This window comes from Paraburkholderia phymatum STM815 (assembly GCF_000020045.1).
Lineage (GTDB): Bacteria > Pseudomonadota > Gammaproteobacteria > Burkholderiales > Burkholderiaceae > Paraburkholderia > Paraburkholderia phymatum.
The window spans coordinates 1,879,392-1,904,893 of sequence record NC_010625.1 but is presented as its reverse complement, the minus strand read 5'-3'; the positions used below and the strand labels follow the sequence as shown (position 1 = coordinate 1,904,893).

24 protein-coding genes and 2 pseudogenes are annotated in these 25,502 nt (G+C 64.3%); 19 read left to right on the top strand and 7 right to left on the bottom strand.

The features are described from left to right. The first annotated feature begins 267 nt into the window (after positions 1-267). The 5 genes from BPHY_RS35945 to BPHY_RS35925 all read left to right on the top strand — a co-directional run bounded on the left by BPHY_RS35945 (position 268) and on the right by BPHY_RS35925 (position 5,760). Positions 268-1,410 carry an enolase C-terminal domain-like protein gene (locus tag BPHY_RS35945; RefSeq protein WP_012406400.1) on the top strand — a complete coding sequence of 381 codons (1,143 nt, stop codon included), beginning with the start codon at positions 268-270 and terminating at the stop codon, positions 1,408-1,410. A gap of 70 nt (positions 1,411-1,480) precedes the next feature. Then, entirely contained in the window at positions 1,481-2,422 is a 942-nt protein-coding gene (locus tag BPHY_RS35940; protein ID WP_012406399.1) for a hypothetical protein, read from the top strand. Next, positions 2,415-3,071 carry a gluconate 2-dehydrogenase subunit 3 family protein gene (locus tag BPHY_RS35935; protein ID WP_012406398.1) on the top strand — a complete coding sequence of 219 codons (657 nt, stop codon included), beginning with the start codon at positions 2,415-2,417 and terminating at the stop codon, positions 3,069-3,071. The genes BPHY_RS35940 and BPHY_RS35935 overlap by 8 nt, the downstream gene beginning before the upstream one ends. After that, positions 3,061-4,704: a GMC family oxidoreductase gene (locus BPHY_RS35930; protein ID WP_012406397.1), complete on the top strand. Its 1,644-nt coding sequence runs from the start codon at positions 3,061-3,063 to the stop codon at positions 4,702-4,704. The genes BPHY_RS35935 and BPHY_RS35930 overlap by 11 nt, the downstream gene beginning before the upstream one ends. A 51-nt stretch (positions 4,705-4,755) precedes the next feature. After that, positions 4,756-5,760, top strand: a complete 1,005-nt coding sequence (locus BPHY_RS35925; protein WP_012406396.1) for an SDR family oxidoreductase — start codon at positions 4,756-4,758, stop codon at positions 5,758-5,760. A gap of 6 nt (positions 5,761-5,766) precedes the next feature. On the opposite strand, the gene BPHY_RS35920 is transcribed toward BPHY_RS35925, so the two are convergent. Next, positions 5,767-5,982, bottom strand: a complete 216-nt coding sequence (locus BPHY_RS35920) for a hypothetical protein (protein WP_012406395.1) — start codon at positions 5,980-5,982, stop codon at positions 5,767-5,769. A 450-nt stretch (positions 5,983-6,432) separates the two neighbouring features. On the opposite strand from BPHY_RS35920, the gene phoU reads away from it, so the two are divergent. The 8 genes from phoU (at position 6,433) to BPHY_RS35880 (ending at position 14,134) form a co-directional block, all read left to right on the top strand. Further along, positions 6,433-7,140, top strand: a complete 708-nt coding sequence (gene phoU, locus BPHY_RS35915; RefSeq protein WP_012406393.1) for a phosphate signaling complex protein PhoU — start codon at positions 6,433-6,435, stop codon at positions 7,138-7,140. Positions 7,141-7,341: 201 nt separating this feature from the next. Beyond that, the gene (locus BPHY_RS39000) at positions 7,342-7,899 is read left to right on the top strand and encodes a response regulator (protein ID WP_012406392.1); all 558 of its coding nucleotides are present in this window, start codon (positions 7,342-7,344) and stop codon (positions 7,897-7,899) included. A 185-nt stretch (positions 7,900-8,084) separates the two neighbouring features. Then, positions 8,085-8,894, top strand: a complete 810-nt coding sequence (locus tag BPHY_RS35905) for a class I SAM-dependent methyltransferase (protein ID WP_012406391.1) — start codon at positions 8,085-8,087, stop codon at positions 8,892-8,894. Positions 8,895-8,955: 61 nt separating this feature from the next. Then, positions 8,956-10,038 carry an ABC transporter substrate-binding protein gene (locus tag BPHY_RS35900; RefSeq protein WP_012406390.1) on the top strand — a complete coding sequence of 361 codons (1,083 nt, stop codon included), beginning with the start codon at positions 8,956-8,958 and terminating at the stop codon, positions 10,036-10,038. Between the two features lie 11 nt (positions 10,039-10,049). After that, positions 10,050-10,907 (top strand): ABC transporter permease, encoded by an 858-nt coding sequence (locus tag BPHY_RS35895; protein ID WP_012406389.1) that lies wholly within the window; start codon positions 10,050-10,052, stop codon positions 10,905-10,907. 23 nt (positions 10,908-10,930) lie between these two features. Further along, positions 10,931-11,830 (top strand): ABC transporter permease, encoded by a 900-nt coding sequence (locus tag BPHY_RS35890; RefSeq protein ID WP_012406388.1) that lies wholly within the window; start codon positions 10,931-10,933, stop codon positions 11,828-11,830. A gap of 26 nt (positions 11,831-11,856) precedes the next feature. Beyond that, positions 11,857-12,714: an ABC transporter ATP-binding protein gene (locus tag BPHY_RS35885; RefSeq protein WP_012406387.1), complete on the top strand. Its 858-nt coding sequence runs from the start codon at positions 11,857-11,859 to the stop codon at positions 12,712-12,714. 43 nt (positions 12,715-12,757) lie between these two features. Beyond that, entirely contained in the window at positions 12,758-14,134 is a 1,377-nt protein-coding gene (locus tag BPHY_RS35880; protein WP_012406386.1) for an LLM class flavin-dependent oxidoreductase, read from the top strand. Positions 14,135-14,178: 44 nt separating this feature from the next. On the opposite strand, the gene BPHY_RS35875 is transcribed toward BPHY_RS35880, so the two are convergent. Genes BPHY_RS35875 through BPHY_RS35855 form a run of 5 tightly spaced genes read right to left on the bottom strand, consistent with a single transcriptional unit; the run spans position 14,179 to position 18,323 of the window. Next, positions 14,179-14,781: a c-type cytochrome gene (locus BPHY_RS35875; RefSeq protein WP_012406385.1), complete on the bottom strand. Its 603-nt coding sequence runs from the start codon at positions 14,779-14,781 to the stop codon at positions 14,179-14,181. After that, positions 14,774-16,051, bottom strand: a complete 1,278-nt coding sequence (gene soxC, locus BPHY_RS35870) for a sulfite dehydrogenase (RefSeq protein WP_041765929.1) — start codon at positions 16,049-16,051, stop codon at positions 14,774-14,776. The genes BPHY_RS35875 and soxC overlap by 8 nt, the downstream gene beginning before the upstream one ends. Beyond that, complete coding sequence (locus BPHY_RS35865; RefSeq protein WP_012406383.1) at positions 16,029-16,769, bottom strand: amino acid ABC transporter permease; 741 nt, start codon at positions 16,767-16,769, stop codon at positions 16,029-16,031. Before BPHY_RS35865 ends, soxC begins: the two co-directional genes overlap by 23 nt. Beyond that, a complete protein-coding gene (locus tag BPHY_RS35860) occupies positions 16,766-17,497 on the bottom strand; it encodes an amino acid ABC transporter permease (RefSeq protein ID WP_012406382.1) in 732 nt (243 codons plus the stop codon). The genes BPHY_RS35865 and BPHY_RS35860 overlap by 4 nt, the downstream gene beginning before the upstream one ends. 7 nt (positions 17,498-17,504) lie before the next feature. Beyond that, complete coding sequence (locus BPHY_RS35855) at positions 17,505-18,323, bottom strand: ABC transporter substrate-binding protein (RefSeq protein WP_041765927.1); 819 nt, start codon at positions 18,321-18,323, stop codon at positions 17,505-17,507. Positions 18,324-18,705: 382 nt separating this feature from the next. Between BPHY_RS35855 and BPHY_RS35850 the strand changes: the two genes are divergently transcribed. Both BPHY_RS35850 and BPHY_RS35845 read left to right on the top strand, forming a co-directional pair. Then, positions 18,706-19,230 (top strand): DUF6622 family protein, encoded by a 525-nt coding sequence (locus BPHY_RS35850; RefSeq protein ID WP_012406380.1) that lies wholly within the window; start codon positions 18,706-18,708, stop codon positions 19,228-19,230. Positions 19,231-19,428: 198 nt separating this feature from the next. Then, entirely contained in the window at positions 19,429-20,214 is a 786-nt protein-coding gene (locus BPHY_RS35845) for a DUF899 domain-containing protein (RefSeq protein WP_012406379.1), read from the top strand. A gap of 59 nt (positions 20,215-20,273) precedes the next feature. On the opposite strand, the gene BPHY_RS35840 is transcribed toward BPHY_RS35845, so the two are convergent. Further along, positions 20,274-22,394 (bottom strand): 3-hydroxyacyl-CoA dehydrogenase NAD-binding domain-containing protein, encoded by a 2,121-nt coding sequence (locus BPHY_RS35840; RefSeq protein WP_012406378.1) that lies wholly within the window; start codon positions 22,392-22,394, stop codon positions 20,274-20,276. Positions 22,395-22,515: 121 nt separating this feature from the next. On the opposite strand from BPHY_RS35840, the gene BPHY_RS35835 reads away from it, so the two are divergent. From BPHY_RS35835 to BPHY_RS35820, 4 genes and pseudogenes are all read left to right on the top strand, one after another. Further along, positions 22,516-23,430, top strand: a complete 915-nt coding sequence (locus BPHY_RS35835; protein ID WP_012406377.1) for a LysR family transcriptional regulator — start codon at positions 22,516-22,518, stop codon at positions 23,428-23,430. 63 nt (positions 23,431-23,493) lie between these two features. Continuing rightward, a pseudogene (locus BPHY_RS40580) lies at positions 23,494-23,828 on the top strand (shikimate dehydrogenase); the annotation flags it as partial. Between the two features lie 195 nt (positions 23,829-24,023). Next, positions 24,024-24,244, top strand: a pseudogene (locus BPHY_RS42245) (FAD-binding protein); the annotation flags it as partial. 218 nt (positions 24,245-24,462) lie between these two features. Then, complete coding sequence (locus BPHY_RS35820) at positions 24,463-24,879, top strand: organic hydroperoxide resistance protein (protein ID WP_012406376.1); 417 nt, start codon at positions 24,463-24,465, stop codon at positions 24,877-24,879. Positions 24,880-25,502: the final 623 nt, after the last annotated feature.

The window sequence follows — 25,502 nt, the reverse complement described above, 5'->3', positions numbered from 1 at the left end:
CCGAGCGCGAATCCCCGCAAGCGGCATCGCATCGTTTTCTTCTGTCGCTTGATGCGTGATCGCCCCGTATCGATTACCTCATGTTGTGACATTTACCAACGCATCGCATCGGCAGCCGACTGTGCATCGCGATGTCGATTTGCCAACAGGTTCCTGCTGATCCCATCCTGCGCGCTACTCACGCGAAACCGCGCTGTAAGGTACATCCATTGCTGGCGCTCAAGAGCAGGACAATGCCTGCACAGTCGTATCTCGCGAGCGCTTTCCATGCACGATGTCGTCCCTCCTTCCTCGACGTATTCAACGGATCGCTTCGCCGCGCCCATCACCCGAATCGCGGCCGATGCCTACACGATTCCGACCGACGCGCCCGAAGCCGACGGCACATTCGAATGGCATTCGACCACGCTCATCGTCGCCGAGGTCGACGCAGCGGATGTCACGGGCATCGGTTACACGTACAGCGACGCATGCGTCGCGACGCTGATCCGGCAGACGCTTGCCGAGGTACTGCTCAGCGAAGACGCGTCGCAGTTGGCGCGCCTCTGGCTGCGGATGCAGCGCCGCGTGCGCAACATTGGCCGCGATGGCGTCGCGGCGACGGCAATCTCGGCGCTCGACTGCGCGCTGTGGGATCTGCACGCGAAGCGCCTGAATCTCCCGCTGGTCAAACTGCTCGGTCAGGCGCGCGACACCGTGCCCGTCTATGGCAGCGGCGGCTTCACCACTTACACGGATTCGCAGATGCGCGAACAACTGCGCGCATGGGCGCATCGCGACGGCTGCCGGTGGGTCAAGATCAAGATCGGCAGCGAGCCTGAGCGCGATCCCGCCCGCGTGCGCATCGCGCGCGAAGCCATCGGTTCAAATGTGGGTCTGTTCGTCGATGCGAACGGCGCGTTCGACAGCAAAACCGCGCTCCGCCACGCCGAGCAATTCGCGCAATACGGCGTGCAGTGGTTCGAAGAACCCGTCTCGTCCGACGATCTCGCCGGACTGCATGCAGTCCGCCGCGCAGCGCCTTCGGGAATGAACATTGCCGCCGGAGAATACGGCTACACGTCCGACTATTTCCGGCGAATGCTCGACGCATGCGCCGTGGACGTGCTGCAAGCCGATGCCAGCCGTTGCGGCGGCATCACAGGTTTCATGCAGGCTGCGCACCTCGCGAACGCCTTTCATGTGCCGCTGTCCGCGCATTGCGCGCCCGCATTGCATCTGCATGTCGCGGCAGCCGTGCCCGGCTTGTGCCACCAGGAATGGTTTCATGACCATGCGCGGATCGAGTCGATGTTATTCGACGGCGCGCCGCGTGTCGCCGATGGCTGCATCGCGCCGGATTGCACGCGACCGGGATGCGGCCTGGAACTGAAGCGGCAGGATGCACGCCGCTTCGCCGTCGATACCTGATGAATGCGAGGACGCACACGATGATGCGCAAAAATCCAGATCAACCAATCGGCCCGCGATGACGAGAACGATGCTCAGCATGCTCGGCGCGCTCTGCGCCGCCTCCGGCGCGATCGCGCTGGCCAATCGCAGCGGCACATCGCAAACGACGCGTGGCCGTCCTTCGATTGCGCCGCGTGCCGCGTACAAAAACGCATCACTCGTTCACATCGACGCCGCGCGCGCCTTCAATCACAGTTCCGCGTTGCTTGCGTTTTCCGCTCTCGCCGATAGCGCCGTCGAGCATTACCGCGGCTCGTTCGAGAACCCGGCGATGTACACGCCGCTCGTTTCCGCCAGCTGTTCGCTGATGGCGGGATTGCACGGCGGCGCCGACCGCACGCCCGCCGCACACTCCGTCCGGCATGCCGTCTACTACACGGCTGCGGCGGCGGGCGTCGCCGGCACGGCATTTCATCTCTACAACGTCACGAAGCGTCCGGGCGGGTTCAGCTGGCACAACCTCTTCTACGGCGCGCCATTGGGCGCACCGATGGCGCTCCTTCTGTCGGGCGCGCTGGGCGCCATCGGCGAGCGCCTGCGCAACGAGCCCGCAGTGGATCCGCGGCTGGGCGGCATGCCCGCAGGCAAAGCGCTCGCGCTCGCGGCGGCGATCGGGCTGGCAGGCACGGTTGCCGAAGTCGGGCTTCTGCATTTCAGGGGCGCATTTCAGCATCGCGCGATGTATGCGCCCGTCACCGTTCCACCCGTCGCCGCCGCGATGCTCGCCCACGCCGCGCTATCCGGGCCTCGCGAGCACTGGCTCACGCGCATCGGGTTGCGCGTGACCGCGGCGCTGGGCGTCGTCGGTGCGCTCTTTCATGCACGCGGTATCGCGCGCTGCCAGGGCGGCTGGCGCAACTGGTCGCAAAACATTCTGGGCGGCCCGCCCCTGCCCGCGCCACCGAGCTTCACGGCGCTCGCGCTGGCGGGCCTCGCGGCGCTTCGCATGAGGGAGACAGAACATGAATAACGCCTCGTCTCTTCCTGTCTATGAAGACTATGACGTGCTCGATAAACGCGACACGCCTTCATGGGACGACGCCACGCGCACTGTCATCGACAATCGGATCGGCATCTCCGACGAACCCGCGTGGTGCACGCCCGAGCAATGGCGCACGTTGCGCGCGCTGTGCGCCGTGATCATTCCACAAGCCGATGACGAGCGCGCCGTGCCCCTCGCGGCGCTGGTCGATCGCAAGATCGCGAAGGGCAAGAGCGACGGCTATCGCCATGCGCGTCTGCCCGCGTTGCAGGACGCGTGGCGCATCGGCCTCGCGGCGCTGAATGACGAAAGCATGCATCGGCACCGCGCCGCGTTCTCCGATCTCGCCGAACGCGAGCGCATCGGCCTCGTGCAGGCGCTGGAACACGGCACCTTGTCGCGCGACACATGGCAAGGCATGCCGCCGCAACTTTTCTTCACGCAGCGCGTGCTGCACGACATCTGCACGACCTTCTACTCGCATCCGTCGAGTTGGAGCGCGATCGGCTTCGGCGGCCCTGCGAATCCGCGCGGATACGTGCGCATGAGCTTCAATCGCCGTGATCCGTGGGAAGCGCGCGAGACGGGGACCGCACACGGCGGTCAAACGATGCGGGAGAAGCAGCGTGCTCGATGATGCGCTTCGTCAGCCTCGCGGCCGTCAGGGCCGCGCACCCGACGTCTTCACACGCGGCGGCTGGCTGCCCATGCGCGAATATCCGCGGCATGAAGAAGTCGACTTCGCGATCGTCGGCACGGGCGCGGGCGGCGGCACGCTTGCGTGCCGGCTCGCGGAACAGGGCTTCAAGGTCGTCGCCTTCGATGCGGGTGCATGGTGGCGTCCGCTCGAAGAATTCGCATCCGACGAAACGCATCAATCGAAGCTGTACTGGACCGACGAACGCATCGTCGATGGCGACGATCCGCTCGTGCTGGGCGCGAACAACAGCGGAAAAGCGGTCGGCGGAAGCACCGTGCACTTCGCGATGGTGTCGCTGCGCTTTCGTCCCGAGTGGTTCAAGTCGCGTTCGCTGCTGGGCTACGGCGCGGACTGGCCGCTCGACTGGCAGGAGATGTGGCGCTACTACGCGTACGTCGAAGATGCGCTGAAAATCTCCGGACCGGTGCGTTATCCGTGGGGACCGAGGCGGCCTCGCTACCCGTATCGCGCGCACGAAATGAATGCCGCCGCGCTCGTACTGGCGCGTGGCGCGGACGCGCTCGGCATCGACTGGTGCCCGACGCCGCTCGCGACGCTTTCGGCGCCGCGCGGCAAGGCTCATCCGTGCGTGTATCGCGGCTTCTGCGTTTCCGGTTGCGCAACCAATGCGAAGCAGAGCGCGCTCGTCACGTGGATTCCGCGCGCCGTGCACGCGGGCGCGGAAATCCGCGACCTCGCGATGGTCGGCCGCATCGACGTGAACCCGGATGGACGCGCAACGGGCGTGGAGTACTTCCGGGAAGGAAGCTGGCAGTTCCAGCGTGCGCGTCATGTCGTCGTGGCCGGATATGCGATCGAAACGCCCCGCCTGCTGCTCATGTCGGCCAACGAGCGCTTTCCCGATGGTCTCGCCAACAGTTCGGGCCTCGTCGGCAAGAACCTGATGGTGCAGTCGAATCAGGCCGTGTGGGGCACGCTGGACGACGAAATTCGCTGGTACAAAGGGCCGCCGTCGCTTGCCATTACCGAGCACTGGAATTACACGGACAAGGGCAAGGACTTCTTCGGCGGCTACGCGTACATGAGCCAGGGGCCGCTGCCCGTCGTCTGGGCGCAGACGCAGATCGGACGAGGCATCTGGGGGCAGCCGCTGCTCGACGAAATGCAGCGCTACAACCACCAGGCGGGCCTGAAGATCGTCGGCGAAACACTGCCGCAGGAGCGCAACCGCGTGACGCTCGCCGACGAGAAGGACCAGTACGGCCTGCCCATCGCGCGTGTCACATGGAGCTATTGCGATAACGACCGCCGGCTGATCGCGCATGCGCTCCGCTTCATGACGGATGCGCTCGACGCCGCAGGCGGCAGGCAAATCTGGGCGCAGCTCGACGACACGTGCCATCTGAACGGCACCGCGCGCATGGGCGACGATCCGTCGACGAGCGTCGTCGATGCGGACTGCCGGAGCTGGGACATCCCCAATCTGTGGATTTGCGACGGTTCCGTGTTTCCGACTGTGGGCGGCGTGAATCCGTCGCTGACGATTCAGGCCGTCGCCTGCCGCACGGCGGACAGGATTGCGACGCTGGCTTCGCGCGGCGAGTTGTAGATACGGCGCAAGCGCAGCAGGTACGACTTATTCGACTTGGAGGGCACACTCGTGCGCGGAATTCGTCAACCCGAAACAGTGGTCATCACGGGCGCAACGGCTGGTGTGGGCCGCGCCGCCGCGCTCGAATTCGCGCGGCATGGCGCCGATGTCGCGCTGCTTGCGCGCGACTCCGACGCGCTTCACGAAACGGCTCAGGAGCTAAGGGCAGAAGGCGTGCGCGTGCTGTCGATCAAGGTCGACGTCAGCGACGCCGACGCGGTCGAGGCGGCGGCTGCGTCGATCGAAGCGCGCCTCGGACCCATCGATGTCTGGGTCAACAATGCGATGGTCACCGCGTTTGCGCCCATCGACGCGCTCGCACATCGAGACTTCGCGCGCATCACCGACGTGACGTATCACGGTTACGTGTGGGGAACGATGGCCGCGTTGAAACGCATGAGCCCGCGCAATCATGGCGTGATCGTGCAGGTCGGCTCGGCGCTCGCATACCGCTCCATTCCGCTGCAATCCGCCTACTGCGGCGCGAAGCACGCGATACGCGGCTTCACCGACGCGTTGCGCTGCGAACTGCATCATCGCAAAAGCCGCATTCATGTGACGATGGTGCAGATGCCCGCGCTCAACACGCCGCAGTTCGAATGGGCGCAGAACGAGATGCCGCATGCGCCGAAACCCGTCGCGCCGATCTTTCAACCGGAGGTCGCGGCACGCGCGATTTACTGGGCCGCGACGCACCGGCGCCGCGAAGTCTGGGTAGGCTCGTCGTCCATCAAGGCAATCGTCGCGAACGAGTGGATACCCGGCTGGCTCGATCGCTATCTCGGACGGACGGGAATCGGCGCACAGCAGGACGACACGCTTCCTGCGCGGCACAGGCAACCGTCGAACCTGTGGCAGCCCGTCAGCGGTCTGCATCGCGTGCACGGACGATTCGATGCGCAGGCCTCGTCGACGAGTCCCGCACTCTGGCTCGACACACATCGCGGGGTTGCAATGCTGGCCGTCGCGGGCCTGGCAGCGCTTTGCGCGAGAGCAGCGCGACGGCGCATGTGACGCTGCCTACACGCAATGCTCGTCGATCCACTCCTTGGCCCACTCCGTTGCGAACGTGATCGCTTCTTTGCCATCCACGAAGTGCCCCGGCACCTGGAACTCGTACGTCTCTGCGGAAATATCTTCGGCGCCTGGCCGATAGATGCGCACATTGGCGACGACGTTGCCGTCCGCGACGCCGGCCGTCACGCCGAGGGTGCAAGAGGAATAGGTAATCTCCATGTTTCTGCTCCCGGGGATTCGTCGATGAAGTTGGGCGAGCGCACTGAACTCTGGCCAAGGCTCAGCAATCGACATGCCATTGCGCGACGGAGCGAACTGCTCGCAGCGCAGCCAGTCGCCACTGACGGGATATCAACAGGCATCGACGCACGCGATGGTTGAATTGAAATCGGGCACAGGCTCACGACGGCCCTGTCCGCAAGGGGTGGGTTTCGGTCGGTACCTGTCGTCATGCGTCACGCAAACCGAGCAGGAGCGCACGAATTCAGACAGTGGCCTTCGGGCAACGGGACGTGAAGGCGTAGCTGTCTACCCGCTTGCGCAAGCATTTTTGCACCGTTACCATGAAACCATATATACGGTTTCCGACCGTGCGGACGCGGGCTGACCGCGCCACCCGCAGACCACCCCGCAAAACATCACCCGCCTGCGCAGCAAAGGGGGCGCACCATGTCCGACAAGCATCTATCGAGTCAGTTCGACGCTGCGCTCAACATGCTGTCCACTCATCTGCTGGCGATGGGCGGCATGGTCGAACGACAGATCACCCGTTGCCTGACACTGCTCGACGACTACGATCCCGCACTGGTCCAGGAAATCCGCGACAGCGAGCGCGAACTCAACGCGCTCGAAATTGAAATCGACGAAGAAATTCATCGCGTCATTGCGCGCCGGCAACCTGCCGCGCGCGATTTACGTCTGTTGATGGCGATGTCGAAGTGCGTGACGAATCTCGAACGCATGGGCGACGAAGCGCGCAAGGTGTCCAAGCGCCTGCGGCGCATCGATGAGAACGGCGGCACGTCTTCTATCCCGCTTGCCGAATTGCGCAGTTCCGGCGAAATGGCGGCATCGGTGCTGAATCGCGTGCTCGATGCGTTCGCGCGGATGGACGCCGTCGCCGCCGCACAGATCGTGCGCGACGACAAGGCGATCGACGAGGCATTCCGCGCGTTCGTCCGCAGGCTCGTGACGCAGATGAACGAGACGCCTCAAACCGTTTCCATCGCGCTCGAATATCTGTTCATTGCGAAAGCGATGGAACGGATCGGCGATCATGCGAAGAACATCGCCGAATTCGTCGTATTCGTCGTAAAAGGCCGGGATGTGCGCCACATTCCGCTCGGTGAACTGGAGCGCGAGGCACTGGCCAGCTGAGCGAGCACGGGGAAGCATTTCTCGTACCGGGTTTGCCGCGAGCCTGACGCAGCGTGTCGAGCCGTTGGTAAAAGCTACAATTTCCGCGCCGCCGCCAGCGGCGCAGGGGACTCGCGCCCGGGATCTCACGCGAAGCAAAGCCACGCGTGAATCGGGAATACGCGATGCGCGTTTGTGCTCATCGAAAGCCGGAAACGTTCGATGAGCCGCGTACTACTGGTCGACGACGACGCCAACCTGCGTGACGCGCTGAGCGCTGTGCTCGACAGCGCGGGGCACGATGTCATCATTGCGCATGATGGGATGGAGGCCGTGCGCCTCGCGCCGATCTCCCATCCGCAGATCATCGTGTCGGACGTCATGATGCCAGAGATGGACGGCCCCACGATGGTGCGCGAACTGAGAGCCATGCCTGGGTTCCTGCAAGTGCCCGTCATCATGATGTCTGCGCTCGTCACGACGCCAGCTATTCCCGTCGCAGCGATGCTTCGGAAGCCGTTCGCACCCACGACATTGCTCGACGTGATCGCCAGGTTGAGCGCGCTCATTGAGCAGACGCAGATGGAAGACGGCGACAATGCCTGCGCCGTGCGCACGTGCGATGCACGCATCCGCCGTGGTGTCGAACTCATCGGCGACCAGGAGAAACGCGTGCACAGGCTTCGAAGCCTTGGCTTCGACACACGCCTTGCAGAGCAAGTGCATGACCGCATGAAGGGAAGTGTCGACGCGCTCGTCCTGTTCAGACGCATTTTGTGATCGCTTTCCGACGCAGCAGCCTCCGTCTCGTTCACCCATGCACCGATTTATCCACGATAACGAACACGACACGCGCGACCCTCAAAGGAAAGCACCGTGACGCATATGAATAGCTCGATTGCTTTCTTGTCCTGACGGTTCGTGTCGACAAGAATGAGCGCTCAACGACGGCTCCCCTCATTCCCATGTCGACAGCTCCCAGCCTGCAACTCGATTCCGCGGCGCTCGCCGACGAATACGATCGGCTCGGCATCCGCCAGTTCAATCACGGTCTGCAACTGCTCGACGCGCTCAGCCTGCACGAAGGGGAGCGCGTGCTCGACGTCGGTTGCGGCACGGGACGTTTGACGGAGTCGGCTGCGCAGCGCGTCGGCGCCCAAGGCGACGTGCTCGGCATCGATCCGCTGCCGCTGCGCGTCGAGCGTGCGCTGCAACGCGCGCAGGGACGTTTCGCGGCGCGCGTCGGGCGTGCCGAACGCCTCGCGGACATCGACGACGCGCACTTCGACGTCGTGTATCTGAACAGCGTCATTCACTGGATACCGGACCAGCCACAAGCGTTGCGCGAAGCGTGGCGCGTGCTGAAACCCGGCGGCCGCCTTGGCTTCACGACGATGCCCGCCGACGTTCCGCACGATCTGCATCGCGTGCTGCACGCGCTGATCGCGGATGACCCGCAGTCGCAACGCGTGGAGATCGGCGCACCGAACCCGCTCACGCGCGACAGTGCGGCAAGCCTGTTGTCGTCGCTCGGCTTCGAGCTGACGCTCAACGAGATTCGCACCATCGACGATGCCTTCGATAACGTCGACGACGTGCTGACATTCAGCCGCGCAAGCTCGTTCGGCAACTTCCTGTCGTCACTGGAAGAACCGGACGTCGCGCAGTTGCGCGAACGCCTCGCCGACGCGCTCGAGGCCCATCGCGGACCGCGCGGTCTGCACCTGACTCGACGCATGATCTTCGTGACGGCACGCAAACCGCTTGCGCATTGAAATTCGCGCGACACCTGCATTTGCGCCGCCTACTTTTCCGACCGCATTCCACGTTCATTCAATGGCCAATCGAACCCGACGTACCTTCACGCTCGTGAAGTCCGTTCTGCTCGCCACCGCGCTCGCTTTCACCGTGCAGCAGGCGCACGCCGACAAACCCGCCGTGATCCGCATCGGCGTCGCGCAACAAGGCGCGGGCGATCCGCCCACGTTCGGCGGCTCGCCGGCTGCGACCGTGCACCAATTGCAGCTGGTCGAAAAGGAATTTGCCGCCGACGGCATCAAGGTCGAATGGCTCTTCTTCAAGGGCGCGGGCCCCGCCGTCAACGAAGCGATCGCCGATAAATCGCTCGACTTCGCGTTTCAGGGCGATCTGCCCGCCGTGCTGGGCCGCGCGAACGGGCTCAAGACGCGCATCCTGCTCGAATCAGGGGTGCGCGTCGGCGTGAAAATCGCCGTGCCGCCCGACTCGCCCGTGCAGTCGGTGAAGGACCTGAAGGGCCGGCGCGTGTCGATCTTTCGCGGCACCAACCTGCAACTCGTCGCGGACAATGTGCTCGCCGCCAACCAGCTCGACGAACGCGACCTGCGCGTGATCAATCTCGATTCGGCGAGTTCGCTGGCCGCGCTGTCGTCGAAGGGCATTGACGCGTCGGTCAACGACTATCACCTGTACAAGCTGCGCGACCAGGGCCTGGCGAAAATCATCTACGAGTCGCAAAAAGACGGCCCGCAATTCACGCGCCAGTCGCATCTGCTCGTGATCGATGACTTCGACCGCGCGCATCCCGACATCGTGCAACGCGTGGTGAATGCGTTCGTCAAAGGCGCGCAATGGTCGTCCGACGAAGCGAACCGCGATGCCGTCTTCAAGTTGTGGGCGAAGAGCGGCGTGAGCTATGCATCGTGGCAGGCCGAATTCGCCGATCAGCCGTTGAAATCGCGCAATTCGCCGCTCGTCGATCCGTTCATTGTCGCGCGCTACAAGGCTGTGGCGAGCGATGCGCTCAAGCTCAAGCTGATCCGCCAGCCCGTCGAAGTCGACGGCTGGTTCGAGACGCGTTATCTCGACAACGCGCTGCGGGCGCAGTCGCTCGAACACTACTGGACGCGTTACGACGCGCAAGGCAAACCACTCGGTTAACGGAGGCCGCAATGAGCAAGGCGATAGGCCAGTGGTCGACAATTTCGAAGCGCGCCACGCGCAGCCAGACAAGCGCGGTGCCGGATACCGCACAGCCGCGCGTGCGGGCCGTAGCGTGGCATCTCGCGCCGTGGCTGCTGCCCGCCGTGTTGTTCGCGCTGTGGAATGTCGGCTGTGCGCGCGGCTGGATCGCGCCGCAAATCCTGCCGCCGCCGCAGTTCGTATTCGACACACTGCGTGAGCTCGCGGCAAACGGCGATCTTGCGCGTCACACGCTCGTCAGTCTGCAACGGGTTCTCGTCGGCTTCGGCGTGGGCGCGCTCGGCGGCCTGCTGATCGGCGCCGCGCTGGGCCTGTCGCGCACTGTCGAAGGCTACGTGCTGCCCACGTTCAATGCGCTCGTGCAGATTCCCGTGCTGGGTTGGCTGCCGTTTCTGCTGCTGCTCGTCGGCGTGGGCGAACCGCTCAAGTACATCCTGATCGCGCATGCCGCACTGGTGCCCGTCACATTGAGCACGATGCAGGGCGTGCGCAATACGCCCGCACCGTTCGATGAAGTCGCGCGCGTATTCGGCTACAGCCGCTGGCAGCGCGTCATACACATCGTGTTGCCTGCCGCCGTGCCGACACTCGCAACAGGCGTGCGGCTCGCTTTCACGAAAGCATGGCTGGCGCTCGTGGTCGTCGAGCTGGTCGCGTCTTCGGAAGGGCTCGGCTATCTGATCGTGTATGGCCGCCAGCTCTTCCAGCTCGATCTGGTGATGGCTTCCGTCGTGATCGTCGGCGCGATCGGCTTTGCGATCAACCGCCTGCTCGATACGCTCGAAGCACGGCTGCGGCGCGGCCAACCATCCGCCTTTCGCGAGTGAATCATTCGATCGGGGAACACGTCATGTCCTTCACGCGTTCGTTGTCGCCGTCACGCATTTTCGCGCCGCGCAAAGCGGGCGGCCCGCCGCCATGCAGTTGCGATGTGCCCGTCAAACGGCCGCTCAGCGCTGCCGTCAGGAAACGTCTGTCCGCAATCAATTGGCGAGGCTTCGTCCTGCCGCTCGCCGCGTTCGCGTCGTGGTGGATCGTGTCGGCCTTGCATGTCGTGAAGAGCGGCTTGCTCGTCAGTCCCGTCGATGTCGCGCATACAGCGTGGCAGCAGATTCAGAGCGGCGCGCTGCTGCGGGCGCTGTCGGCTTCGCTGGCGCGCGAAGCAAGCGGCTTCGTGATCGGCACGGCGGGTGGCCTGCTGCTGGGCGCGGCGCTCGGCTTCTCGCGCATCGCCACCCGCCTGATCGGTCCGACCTTCGATACGTTCAAGCAGATTTCGCTGTTCGCGTGGATTCCGCTGATCTCCGTCTGGTTCGGTCTCGGCGACATGGCGAAAGTCGTTTTCCTCTCGCTTGCCGCGCTGCTGCCCGTCGCGGCGCACACCTGTGACGGCATTCACGCCGTGCCGCCGCGCTATGTCGAAGTGGCGCGTGCGTTCCGCTATTCACGCATACAGATGGCCCGCCATGTGATCTTGCCCGCCGCGCTGCCGTCGATTTTCACGGGCATCTATCTGGCGTTGATCTACTCGTGGCTCGCGACGCTCGGCGCGGAGTATCTGCTCGTCGCAGGCAGCGGAATCGGCAACACGCTGATCGACGGCAGCGAGCAGTTCAGGATGGATCTCGTGCTGTTCGGGATCATCGTCGTGGGTTTCACGGGCTCGGCGCTGAATGCACTCGCACGCAGCATCGAACGGCGCCTGTTCGCGCGGCGCGGCCGCCCGTCGCGCGAGCCCGCCGCTGCATGACGCAACCACTTCATCAGGTAACGCATATGACGACGACAGCTTTCGAAGGCATCCGCATTCGCGGCGTCAGCAAACGCTACGCGCAACAGGGCGACGCGAGCGGCGCGCTGCTCGTGCTCGACGACATTTCGCTCGATATCGCGCGGGGCGAATTCATCAGCGTGCTCGGTGCGAGCGGTTGCGGCAAGTCGACACTGTTACGCCTCGTTGCAGGACTCGACAGCGACTATCGCGGCGACATTAGCGTCGATGGCGAGCGCGTGCGCGACACGTCGCTCGAACGCGGCATCGTGTTTCAGGATCACCGGTTGTTTCCGTGGCTGACTGCGGAACAGAACATTCTCGCCGCGTTGCGCAATGCACCGCTTTCGCAGAAGCAGAAACGCAAGGCCGTCGCCGAGCATGTCGCGCTCGTGGGCCTCGAGGGTTTCGAAAATGCGTATCCGCATCAGCTGTCGGGCGGGATGGCGCAACGTGTCGCGATTGCCCGAGGACTCGTTAACCGGCCACGCGTGCTGTTGCTCGACGAACCGTTCGGCGCACTCGACGCGCTCACGCGCGGCCGTCTGCAAAACGAGTTGCAGCGCATCTGGCAGCACGAACGGATCACGATGATTCTCGTCACGCACGACGTCGACGAAGCGATCTACCTCGGCGATCGCGTCATCACGATGGCGCCGCGTCCAGGCCGCGTGAAGCGGATCGCGCCAATCGATCTGCCGCGTCCGCGCGAGCGCGGCGATGCGCGCTTCGTGCAATTGCGCGAGCAGATACTGGCCGATTTCACGGAGCGGACAGCGTCCGATGCGAATGGCACGCCCCGAGACGGTCATCGCGCGATCGTACATGAACCGCGCATCGGCGAATGGCGTCTTGCCTGGTGACATCCGAAGCAAAGCCCGATTTCTATCGACGTCGATCAAGGACATGACAGTGAGCGAAGCACGAACCCAACAACGGCAGATGAACCTCGGCGCGTTCCTGATGGAAACGGGACACCACATTGCCGCCTGGCGTCATCCCGACACGCACGCCACCGGCGGCCTCGACTTTGCGCACTACGCGGACCTCGCGCAGATTGCGGAGCGCGCGAAGTTCGATGCGATCTTTTTCGCCGACAGCGTCAGCGTGCGCGACACCAATCTGTCTTCGCTGTCGCGCACGGCGCGCGCCGATCACTTCGAGCCGTTGACGCTGCTGTCCGCGCTCTCCGTCGTCACGAGGCACATTGGCCTGATCGCCACCGTTTCCACGACCTTTAACGAGCCGTACAACGTCGCACGCAAGTTCGCCTCGCTCGATCATCTGAGCGGCGGGCGTTCGGGCTGGAACCTTGTCACGTCGAGCACCGAAACGGAAGCGCACAACTTCGGCTTCGACCAGCACCCCGACCACGGGCAGCGCTATGAGCGCGCGAAAGAGTTTCATGACGTGGTGACAGGCCTGTGGGACAGCTGGGACGACGACGCGTTTGTCCGCGACAAGGAGAGCGGCATTTACTTTGATGCAGACAAGCTGCATGTGCTCGCACATCGCGGCAAGCACTTCAAGGTGCGCGGACCATTGAACGTCGCACGTTCGCCGCAGGGACGGCCCGTCGTGATCCAGGCGGGCGCATCGGAAGCGGGCAAAGAGCTCGCGGCGCAGACAGCAGAAGTGATCTTCGTCGCGCATCAAACGCTCGACGAAGCGAAGGCCTTCTATCGCGACGTGAAAGGGCGGCTCGCGCGCTATGGTCGCCGCCCCGAGCATCTGAAGATCATGCCGGGCATCTTTCCTGTGATCGGCAGGACGCAGCAGGAAGCACAAGACAAATTCGACGCATTGCAAAACCTGATTCATCCGACCGTCGGACTGTCGCTGCTGTCGAAGATGTCGGGTGGCATCGATCTGTCGGCCTATTCCGTCGACGGTCCCGTCCCCGAACTGCCCGAAACCAATGGCGGCAAGAGCCGGCAACGGCTGCTGCTCGATCTCGCCCGGCGCGACAATCTGACGATACGTCAACTGTATCTGCGCATCGCGGGCGCACGCGGACACCAGCAGGTGACCGGCACGCCGCAGAGCATCGCGGATCAGCTCCAGCAATGGTTCGAAGAAGAAGGCGCGGACGGCTTCAACATCATGTCGCCGTGGCTGCCGGGCGGCCTGAGCGAGTTCGCCGAACTCGTCGTGCCCGAGTTGCAGCGTCGCGGCCTGTTTCGCACCGAGTATTCCGGCAATACGCTGCGAGCACATCTCGGACTGCCGCGACCGGCGAATCAATTCGCGGCTCGAGAAGCGCCGGTTGCACAGACTGCCTGAATTCAATCCAGTGATGCGGCGTTTCGAAGCCGCATCTTGTCACGCTAAAGGCGCCCTGGACGCGGATCGGGAATAAAGCCGTCGCGGTTTGGCATGCGGATCGACGCGAGCGAATGCGCGTCCAGACGCGCGTCGTCGGGGACGATGCCGTTCTGGTTCAGAATCCATGCGCTGACGGCATACACTTCGTCGGCACTGAGCGATTGCGGCGCGTTGTACGGCATCGCGCGGCGGATGTAGTCGAAGAGGGTCGTCGCATACGGCCAGTAGCTGCCCACCGTGCGCTTCGGGTTCGCGCTCGCGAGCGTGCCGCGTCCGCCGACCAGCTGATCGCCGATCGACCCCTCCCCTTTCGCGCCGTGGCACGCCGCGCATTTGGCCGAGAAGATCTTGCCGCCCATCGCGACATCGCCGCTGCCTGCGGGCAGGCCGCGGCCATCGGGCGCGACGTCGATGTTCCATGCTGCGAGGTCGGCGTCCCTGATGGGCGTGCCGATCGCATCGGCTGAACGACGCAACGAATCGTCCAGCACCGTTGTCTTCGATCCCGTCAACGAAGCCGAGCACGCCGTCAGCAATGCCGCCGACAAAAACACGCCAATGGCGCGGCGGGTCGGCCGGGAAGCGCTGAACACAGGCTTACGCATTTTTCACACTTCCATCGGCGTCGACGCGCCACGAGTGGATCCCGTTGTAGTGGTAAACCGAGTCCAGGCCGCGCGCCTGCACCAGCGCGTCGCGCGTCGGCTGCACGTAGCCGGTCGAATCCGTCGCGCGCGACAGGATCGCAGCCGGCTCGCCGTTCCAGACCCAGCCCGATTGAAAGCGCGTCAACGCCCGATCGCGTGCTGGCTCGTCGAGCGACGCGTCTCGCCATGTCTTGCCGCCATCCGTCGATACTTCGACCCGGCGAATCGCACCGCGCCCCGACCACGCCAGACCCACGATCGGATAGAAACCATGCACCGTCAGCCGATGCCCCGCAGAAGGCCGCGTGATCACCGACTTTGCATCCATCTCGAACACGAACTGGCGCGCGCGTCCGTCCGGCAACAGACCCGTGTATTTCGACGTTTCCTCGCGCGTCTCCAGCGGCGCATCGACGATCTTCAGACGCCGCAGCCACTTTATGTTCGTATTGCCTTCGAAGCCCGGCACGATCAGCCGCAACGGATAACCGTTCTCCGGCCGCAAACGCTCGCCGTTCTGTGCATAGACGACGAGCGCGCGATCGAGAATGCGATCGAGCGGCAGACTGCGCGTCATCGACGACGCATCGGCGCCTTCGGCTAGCAACCATTCTGGCGAGCGCGCATCCGCCGACGCCGCGAGTCCGCCCGTTGCTTCGAGCAAGGTCGAAAGACGCACGCCCGTCCATTCGCAGCAAGACAGCAGTCCGTGCGTGAGCTGCACGGGCAACCCGCTGGGCCCTTTCCATTCGCTCGCGGTATTGCCCGAGCATTCGAGAAAATGAATGCGCGACTCGGACGGCAGCCGCAGCAGATCGTCCATCGTGAATAGCTTCGGCTCGCGCACGAGCCCGTGCACCGCGAGCCGGTGCGCATCGGGATCGATGTCGGGCACGCCCGCGTGATGTCGCTCGTAGACGAGGCCGTTGGGCGTGATCGTGCCGTGCAGGTCCGCGAGCGGCGTGAGCGACGAAGCCGCGCCCGGCATCGGCCACGCACGCGCCGCGCGGCGCACGACGTCGGCTTCGCGCGGCGACGGCTGCCCATAGGGATGCTCGAGAATCGGCGCGCCTGGCGTTTGTGTCCACGGCTCGACACTCAGCGGACGCAACAGCGCGGCCGCCTTCACGTTCGGCGCAACGAGCGCGGAAATGGCGAGGCCGCCGAGCATCCGGCGGCGTGGCAAAGCGGGCGCAGTCTTCGAATCAGGAATCGGCGGATTGGACATGAGAGAACCGTGTAAAGCGCGATCGGGCGGCGGGTGCAGAACGACGCCGCGCGCCGTCGAGCAGACGCGTCGCGACGAACTGCAGCGCCGAGCACAGCAGTAGATAAACCAGCCCGACGAACAGGAAGATCTGCACGGGATACACCATCAGCCGGTTGTTGACCTGGTTCGCGAGGAACGTGAACTCGGGCACGCCCACGATGTACGCAAGCGACGTGTCCTTGGTCAGCGACACCCACTGGTTCACGAACGACGGTGTCATGATCCGCACGGCCTGCGGCAGCAGCACGTAGCGCAGCGTCTGCCAGCAGGTGAGGCCGAGTGAAGCCGCCGCCTGCCGTTGCCCTGCGCCGACAGCGGCGATGCCTGCCTGCACCGAATGCGACAGATAAGCGCCACCGACCAGCGCCAGTGCGCAGACCACGGCCGCGAGACCCGGCACGTCGACATGGAGCAGCATCGGCATCAGGAAGAACGTCCAGAAGATCAGCATCAGGACGGGAATGGCCCGGAAAAAGCCCACGATTGTCACCAGCGCGAGATGGGTCGCTCCGCGCGTCATCGACAATGCGATGCCGGCTGTGAGACCCGTCACGGCGGACAACAGCGCCGACATGACAGACATGATCAGCGTCAACGCCGCGCCGCCCAGCGGTCCATGCGGAAACGTGCCGAGCATCAGATAGCGCAGCGTCGGCAGCCAGTCGACTTCCCTCATACGGCACCCCGCGGCCCTGCGTGCGCGCTGCGGTGCTGCCACAGCAGCAATGCGACTTCGATCGCGGCAATCGTCGCGATGTAGAGCACAGTCGCGGCGCCGAACGCCTGGAACGTCTTGAAGGTCTCGGTATCGATCTGCCGCGACGTGTACGACAATTCCGCGAGTCCAATCGCCATCGTCAGCGATGAATTCTTGACGATGTTCATGTATTGCCCCGCGAGCGGCGGCGTCGCAATGCGGATCGCCTGGGGAAGGATGACATGCCGGAAAGTGGCGAACGGCGTGAGTCCCAGCGCGGCCGCCGCCCGATGCTGCCCGCTCGCGACACCGCGTATTCCGGCGCGGAATTCTTCGCCGACAAAAGTCGTCGCATAGCATGTCAGGCCCACCCAGCCCGCGACGAACTCGAACGGCGGCCATGCGAGCGTGAACACGCCCAGCGAGATCGCATGCGGCGCGTTCAGCCATTCCATCATGGATCGAGGCAGCAGCGTCGCCGCGCCGAAGTACCAGAACAGCAGTTGCACCAGAAGCGGCGAGTTACGGAACACGAGCACATAGAGCGACGCCGCACGAGCCACGACGCGGCTGCGTGCATTGCGCGCCAACGCCAGCGCAAAGCCCAGCAGCGTCGCCGTGACGATCGCGCATGCGCAGAGCAGCAATGTCAGGCCGAAGCCGTGCGCGAGCCATGCGACGTACTTCGGTTCCAGCCACCCGTTCATCGCGCGATCAGCTCTTCTGCGGGTCGCCGATCTTGAACAGACGCGGCAGCGGCGCACGGCTCGCCGGGCCGAACCACGCGTCATAGATCTTGCCTGCCGTGCCGTTCGCTTCGAGCCCTCTGAGCGTGTCGTCGACCAGGTTCAGCAGACGCGTCTCGCCCTTCGGCACGCCGACACCTTCGTAGTCGTTCGAAATCGTGAACGCGGAAATCTCGTAGCTGCCTTTATCCGGCACGTTCGCGAGCAGCGCGACGAGCTTCGGCCCGTCCTGCGTGATCACCTGCACGTTGCCTGTGCGCAGCGCAGCGAATGCGAACGGCGTGTCGTCGTAGGCGACGATCGTCGCGCCCGGGAATTGTGCGCGAACCTGCTGTTCGTTCGTGGTGCCCTTGTCCGCGCCGATGCGCAGGCTGTTCAGCTGCTGCGGCGTTTTCAGCACGCCCTTCTTCGCAATGAACTGCGTGCCCGACGCGAAATACGGCGTGCTGAAATCGACTTCTTTCTTGCGCTCGTCGGTGATCGTGAAGTTAGCGAACACGAGATCGACCTTGCCCGACTTCAGAAACGCGATGCGGTTCGCGGGATTGGTCGGCTGGATCTCCAGCTTCACACCAAGCTTGTTCGCCACGGCGCGCGCATAGTCGACATCGAGCCCGACAATCTGATTGCTCTTCGGATCGACAAAACCGAAAGGTGGATTGCTGTCGAAGGTCGCGACGCGCAGCACGCCTGCTTTCTTGATGTCGTCGAGACGGTCGGCGCGCACAGCGCTGGAGATGGCGAGCATCAACCCCATGATGACTGCCCCAGCGAATCGGATTTTCATGTTTGGGCCTTCCGATAGTTATGCGTGTAGCAAGTTGCCGCGACTTTAGCAACGCGCCTGCGCGCGACGAACCAATAAATCGTCACGAGCAAAGCGGTACACGTCATATGCGCTGTCTACGCAGCGCTTTATGTCTCAGAAGCGTCCGTCGTCTTCAAATGACCATTTCGGCCGCCGCGCCGAGCGCTTCACCCGCATTACTGCGTTCTGCAACGCCGTGCCACTGTCATCGGGCGCGATCTGCGGTTCAGCACGGCTTTTCTCATCGAACACTCCCGAAAGATCCTCATTCTTCTCTAATTTCCCAGCTCTACGATGCATCTAGTCCACTGACGCATCGTCAGTCACAACGCGAAGCACATTCCGCCTAAAGGAGTTCATCATGCCGCTCGCAGCCATCATTCAAGGCACGCCGATCTGGGTCTGGGTGCTGCTGGTCTTTCTGCTCTCACGCGGCTTCAAGGCCATGAACAGCGGCACCGCGCCGCTTTCGAAACTCGCCATCGTTCCCCTCGTCTTCACGGCGTGGGGCATCCTGCATCTGATCGCCGACCCGCTGGCGGGCTGGTCGTCCGTCATCGTCTGGGTGGTGTGCGCGCTGGCGGGCATCGCGGGCGGCGTGTTCATCGCGAAGCGAACGCGCTTCATCGTCGATCCCGTCGCGAACACCGTCATGTTGCCAGGCTCGGTGTTGCCGCTGGTGCTGATCGTCTTCACGTTCGCAGCCAGGTTCTGGCTCGGTGTCCAACTGGCGACCGCGACGAGTCTATCGTCGCTCGGTATCTGCGTGCTGCTGAGCGCGGCGGTGTCGGGCGTCGTCGCAGGCGTGTTCGGTGGGCGCTTCCTCACCTACTGGAAAGCGATGAGCGCACGCCGCGTCGTTCAGGCATGCTCACAAGGCGCGTAAGCGCTGACGCGAAGTTGTGAGTCGCGCATCCGTGGGGCACCCCGTCTCGGCCTGCGACGCCAGGAAATGCCGCCAGACTTGTTACTCCCGGCGTTGTCTTTTCCGGTCCAAACTGTCTCTCGACACATAACAGGCGATACCGCCGCGCCTCATCCACGAGGCGCGGCAGCCTGTTCAAATCAGGAGGTCGCACAAGCCATGTCCACATCAGACCAGAACGGAAAGAGCAGCGAACAGCCCGCGATGCACACGCCGCCCGTGGTGTCGCAACAGGAGTGGGAAGCTGCGCGTCAGCAGTTGCTCATCAAGGAAAAGGCCCACACCCGCGCGCGCGATGCGTTAGCCGCCGAGCGCCGCCGCATGCCCTGGATGGCCGTCGATAACACCTATGCGTTCGAGGGGCCGTCGGGCAGGCTCAGTCTGCTCGACCTGTTCAATGGCAGGCGTCAGCTGATCGTCTATCGCGCGTTCTACGAGCCGGGCGTCTACGGCTGGCCCGAACACGCGTGCCGGGGCTGCTCGATGGTGGCCGACCAGGTCGCCCATCTCGCGCATCTCAACGCACGCGATACGACGCTCGTTTTCGTCTCGCGCGCGCCGCAGGCGGACATTGCGCGATTGAAGGCGCACATGGGCTGGCAGATTCCGTGGTTCACGATCACGGACAGCTTCGACGCCGATTTCGGCGTCGGCGAATGGCACGGCACGAATGTGTTCTATCGCGACGGCGAACGCGTGTTCCGCACGTATTTCATCAACAATCGCGGCGACGAACAGATGGGCGGCACGTGGAATTATCTCGACATCACGCCGCTCGGCCGGCAAGAGGTCTGGGAAGACTCGCCGGAGGGCTATCCGCAGACGCCAACCTACAAATGGTGGAACTGGCACGACAGCTATGTCGACGACGCGCCGCCTGACCGAAAGTGGGTGGAGGTGTCCGATGCAGGCGAGGCGGCTTTCAGGCACAGGCCAAGCGCCTGACGCAAAACGGCCGCAGCACGCCCGTGCTGCGGCTCGCCGCGCGAATCGCATAGCGCGAATCACATAGCGCGATTCAGACTCGCAAACGTCTCGCCCCGTTCGACGAGTTCCACCAGCAACGGCGACGGCTTCCAGAACAGCGGATCCCGCTTTTCGAATTCGCGGATATCCGCGAGCAAGGCAGGCAAACCGATCGTATCGGCATAATGCATCGGACCGCCGCGCCAGGCCGGAAAGCCGAAGCCGTTCATCAACGTCACGTCGACATCGAGCGGCCGCAGCGCGATGCGCTCGTGTATCACGTTCGCGCCTTCGTTGATCATGGCGGCCATATAGCGACGCACGATCTGCTCGTCCGAGAACGCGCGCGGCGTGATGCCCGCGCGCTCGCGCTCGGCATCGATGATCGCCTCGACTTCAGGATCGGGCGTACCGGCACGCTGGCCTGCTTCATACCGGTAGAAACCGCGCGACGTCTTCTGGCCGAACCAGCCGCGCTCGCACAAACGATCGGGAATCTGCACGTAGCGCGCGTTGGGGTCGCGTGTCGACGCGCGGCGTTTGCGCGTCGCCCAGCCGATATCGCCGCCCGCGAGATCGATCACCTGATACGGTCCCATCGGGAAGCCCAGCTCGCGCACCGCCTTGTCGATCTGATACGGCGACGCGCCCTCTTCCATCAGATGATCCGCCGCCGCGCGATACACCGCGAGCATCCGGTTGCCGATGAAGCCGTCGCACACGCCCGCGCGCACGGGCACCTTGCGCAGCTTCTTCGCGAGATCGAAGGCGGTCGCGACAACGTCGGCGCTCACGCGCGCGGGCACGACGACTTCCAGCAGCTTCATGACGTGCGCGGGCGAGAAGAAGTGCAGCCCGATCACGTCCTGGGGACGCGCGATGCCGGCCGCGATCGCGTCGATGTCGAGATACGACGTGTTGGTCGCGAGCACGGCGCCCGGCTTGCATACGCGGTCCAGTTCCGCGAACACGGCCTGTTTGACCGCCATGTCTTCGAACACGGCTTCGATCACGACGTCGGCCTCGGCGAGCGCATCGTACGACGTGCTGCCCGCGAATCGTGCAAGCTTCTTCGCCTTGGCATCGTGCGTGAGACGTCCCTTGGCGATCAGGCCGTCGTAGACCTTGTCGACATGCGCGCGGCCGCGTGCGAGCGATGCGTCGTCGCGCTCGATCATCGTCACGGGCAAACCTGCATCAAGCAGCGCGACGGCGATACCTGCGCCCATCGTGCCGCCGCCGACCACGCCGGCGGAGGCGATCGGCCGCGGCTGTGCGCTGCGCGTTTCAGGCGCTTTCTGCACTTGCCGTTCCGCCTGGAACGCGTGGACGAGCGCCGCGCGCTGCGGGCTGTCGAGGCATTCGATAAACCGCGCGCGCTCGAAGCGCAGACCGTCTTCGAACGGCAATGTCAACGCTGCGTTGACGCAATCGACGATCTTTAGCGGCGACAGCAGGCCGCGCGATTTCTTCGCAGTATCCGCGCGCGCAACGGCGATCGCAGCCGCGCCCGCGTCCGTGTCGGCGAGCCCCTGCGCATCGCGCGTCCGCCGCACGGGCGCATGCTCGCTCAGCAACTGCTGCGCGTACGTGAGGCCTTCCGTGAGCACATCGTCGCTTTGTCCGACACGATCGACGAGCCCCATTTTCAGCGCGTCCTGCGCGCCGATATGCTTGCCGCTCAGCATCAGCGACAACGCCGCCTCGGCACCGATCAGGCGCGGCGCCCGCTGCGTGCCGCCCGCGCCCGGCAACAGGCCGAGCAGCACTTCGGGCAAGCCGAGTTTCGCGCCCGCCACCGCGAGCCGGTAGTGCGCCGCCAGCGCGATCTCGAGTCCGCCGCCCAGCGCGGCGCCATGAATCGCGACGATAACGGGCTTGCTGCATGCCTCGATGCGGTTGCACACGTCGGGCAGCGTCGGCATCTGCGGCGGCTTGCCGAACTCGCGGATATCCGCGCCCGCAATGAAATTGCGTCCGGCGCCGACGATCAGCACCGCCTTCGCCACCGCATACGCTTCGGCAGCCTCGATCGCGGCGACGAGGCCGCGCCTCACCTCCACGCCCAGCGCATTCACGGGCGGGTTGTCGACGGTGACGAGCAGCAGATTGCCGCGCAATTCGCAATTGACGGGCGCGGCGTCTGGTGTCGATGTCATGGGCTGTGTCTCCTCGTGCGGCATAAGCGGAATCGCACACGATTGTCCAGGCGATAAACTTAATTGACAATCGCAGCATCCATTGACAGAGTGTCAAGGAATCTTTGACAGTAACGCCGCCTTGGACGTCAACGCACTTACGCTGCTGGTGGAGATCATCGATGCCGGCAACCTCAGCGAGGCTGCGCGACGGCTCAAGATGACTCGCGCCAACGTCAGCTATCACCTGAACCAGTTCGAAAAGTCGCTCGGCCTGCAACTGGTCAGGCGCACGACCCGTCGCGTCGAGCCGACCGAGATCGGCCTGAAGCTCTACGAGCATGGCCGCGCGATCCGCAGTTCGCTGCTCGCGGCGCAAGAGTCGGTCTCGACGCTCGGCGAAAGCCTGCGGGGCCGCGTGCGTCTGTCCGTGCCAAGCGGTTACGGGCAACTGGTGATGTCGGCATGGCTGATCGCATTCAAGCGGAACTATCCCGGCATCGTGCTCGACGTGATGTTCGAAAACCGCGTGGAAGATCTGCTGCGCGATGAAGTGGACATTGCCGTGCGCGTGATGTCGGAGCCGCCGCAAAATCTCGTTGCGCGCGACATGGGGCCGGTGCGATGGGTCGCGTGTGCATCGTCGGCCTATGCGGCCCGGTATGGCATGCCAGCCGATCTCCATGCGCTGCGCACCGCGCCGCTCATCACGTCTGCGGTAGTCGGCCGGCAACTGCGCCTTGCCGCCTATCTGCGCGACGAACGGCACGAAGTGCTGCTCGAACCCGGCGTGATCTCCGAGAACTTTCTGTTCTTGCGCGAGGCGATTCTCGCAGGACTGGGCGTCGGGCTCGTACCCGACTATGTGGTGCACGACGACATCCGGCGCGGCGACGTCGTCACCGCGCTCGACCCGTGGCGGCTCAGCATCTTCGGCACGAACATGTACATGCTGTACATGCCGAACCGTCATCACACGCGTGCGACGGCGCAGTTCATCGAGTTCATGCTCGACGAGGCGCGCAAGGCAGGGCGCGGCCTGCCGTCGAGGGCGTAGCGCTAGACCTTCGCCGCGGTCTTGACGCGTTTCTTCACGTCGCGCGCTGGCTCCTCCAGCGTGTCGGGCGTCGCGTCGCCCGATGTGCTCGACAACGATGCGGCGCACACTGCATCGCTGGTCACGCGGCTTGCCGCGCTACAACGCGGCGCCGTGCACACGGCGCAGAAGAATGTCTCTGCTGCATCGTTCGGCATCATCGTCAATGCATCGCCGATGGGCATGCGCGCCGACGATCCGTTGCCCGTCGACGTGTCGCGCGTCACGGCATCGACCTTTGTCGGCGATGTAGTGACGAAGCCGCCGCCCACGCCGTTCATCGAAGCCGCGCGGGCACGCAGATGTTCACGCGCGTCTGCGATCGCATGGTCGAGTTCCTGCTGCACGGCGACGCATGAGCGCGACACAGCCGTCGCCGATAGCGCGCTCGATGCGTCGCAGTGCAGCGTCGATGAAATACCGTTCGAATGAATTAAGCGTCGCCCGGCGAACCGCGATGCGGCGCAACGAAGGAGACAGGCACGATTTCGGAGCAAGCGTCCCGCTGGGACGAAGAGGTCGACCTGCTGATATTCGGCGCGGGCGCGGCCGGCATGACGGCCGCGCTGATCGCGCATCACGAGGGACCAGGGTGCTCCTGTGCGAAAAGACCGAGGCCGTCGACGGCATCACCTCGACGTCGGGCGGCACGACGTGGGTGCCCGGCACGCAACTGAGCATCGACGCAGGCGTGCCCGATAGCGTCGACGATGCGCGGCGCTTTCTGCAATCGGTGGTCGGCGATCGAGACGGCGACGAGGCGCGCGAAGCGTTCCCGAAGCCGATTCGCTGATGCGCTGCAGTTCGTCTATAGCTGTTCTTTCGACATCGAACGGGCCGCAAGGCCCGTTTTTTGTAGCGCAATGTATCGGGAACGCGGGCGGATACAAACACATACACAGGCCGCGCGTCGCGACACAAGCGGGATACATCGGCGCGCTTCAATACGGTCATCGATTGTTTGCCCTCAACCACTCAACCGGAGCACGCATCATGGCCCAGATCGAAAAAGTACTGTACACAGGCAAGGTTCATACGACGGGCGGCCGCGAAGGCGCCGCACGCAGCACTGACGGCCGCCTCGACATCAAGCTGTCGACGCCGGGCGGCCCAGGCACGGGCACGAACCCCGAGCAACTGCTGGGCGCGGGCTGGTCGGCCTGCTTCATCGGCGCGATGGGCGGCGCGGCACGCGCGCTGAATATCTCGCTGCCGGCGGACACGAGCGTCGATACGGAAATCGATCTCGGCACCACCGACGGCGCGTATTTCATTCAGGCGCGTCTGAACGTGAGCCTGCCCGGGCTGCCGCGCGATGTCGCGCAGCAAGTGGTCGACCGCGCGCATCAGACCTGCCCGTACTCGAAGGCGACGCGCGGCAATATCGACGTAACCGTCACGCTCGTTTAAGCGTGCGATAAAGGGCAGCGCGGCGACCCCGCCTGCCCGATCCGGAACGGCACGCCGCCCAACGGCGGCACCTTCCTTTCCCTTCGGTCCCGAATCGATCGATGCCGTCTTGCATCGCGTCACGCGCGTGACGGATGAATTCCAGCACGCGGCGCGCTTTCCGAAGCAAGCACGCAAAGCGCACTGCGACGTGGTGCTCGCTGCGATCGCAGCCGACCGCACCGAACTGCCGAGAATGCGCCGCAGCCCAGATTCACGACGAATTGCTGCACGCGATGGAAGCGATCTGAATCTGCAGGAGATGGCCGCTCGCCACGCTCAGCGGTGACGGATTTCCGGCTTCACGCACGGGCGGCCAGCGCCTCAAGTAATAACAGGGCGTGCCGTTATGCAGTTGAGGCAACACACCGTCCGTTCTCTCTAGCCGCCGTCAGGGCCCGATATGCGCGTCGCACCCGCCGCAAGTGTTCGCTTGCTTGCTCCGACCACTTCGTCTTGTCATCGGATCGCGCCCAGGTTTTGCGGCAATCGTTTGCTTTCCGCCTATTCAACGCTCAGTGAGCAGCGCGTTTCCATGCGAGGCGCAGCTTGCGCTCGCGGGTGCGTTGCGCGGACAGGACGCC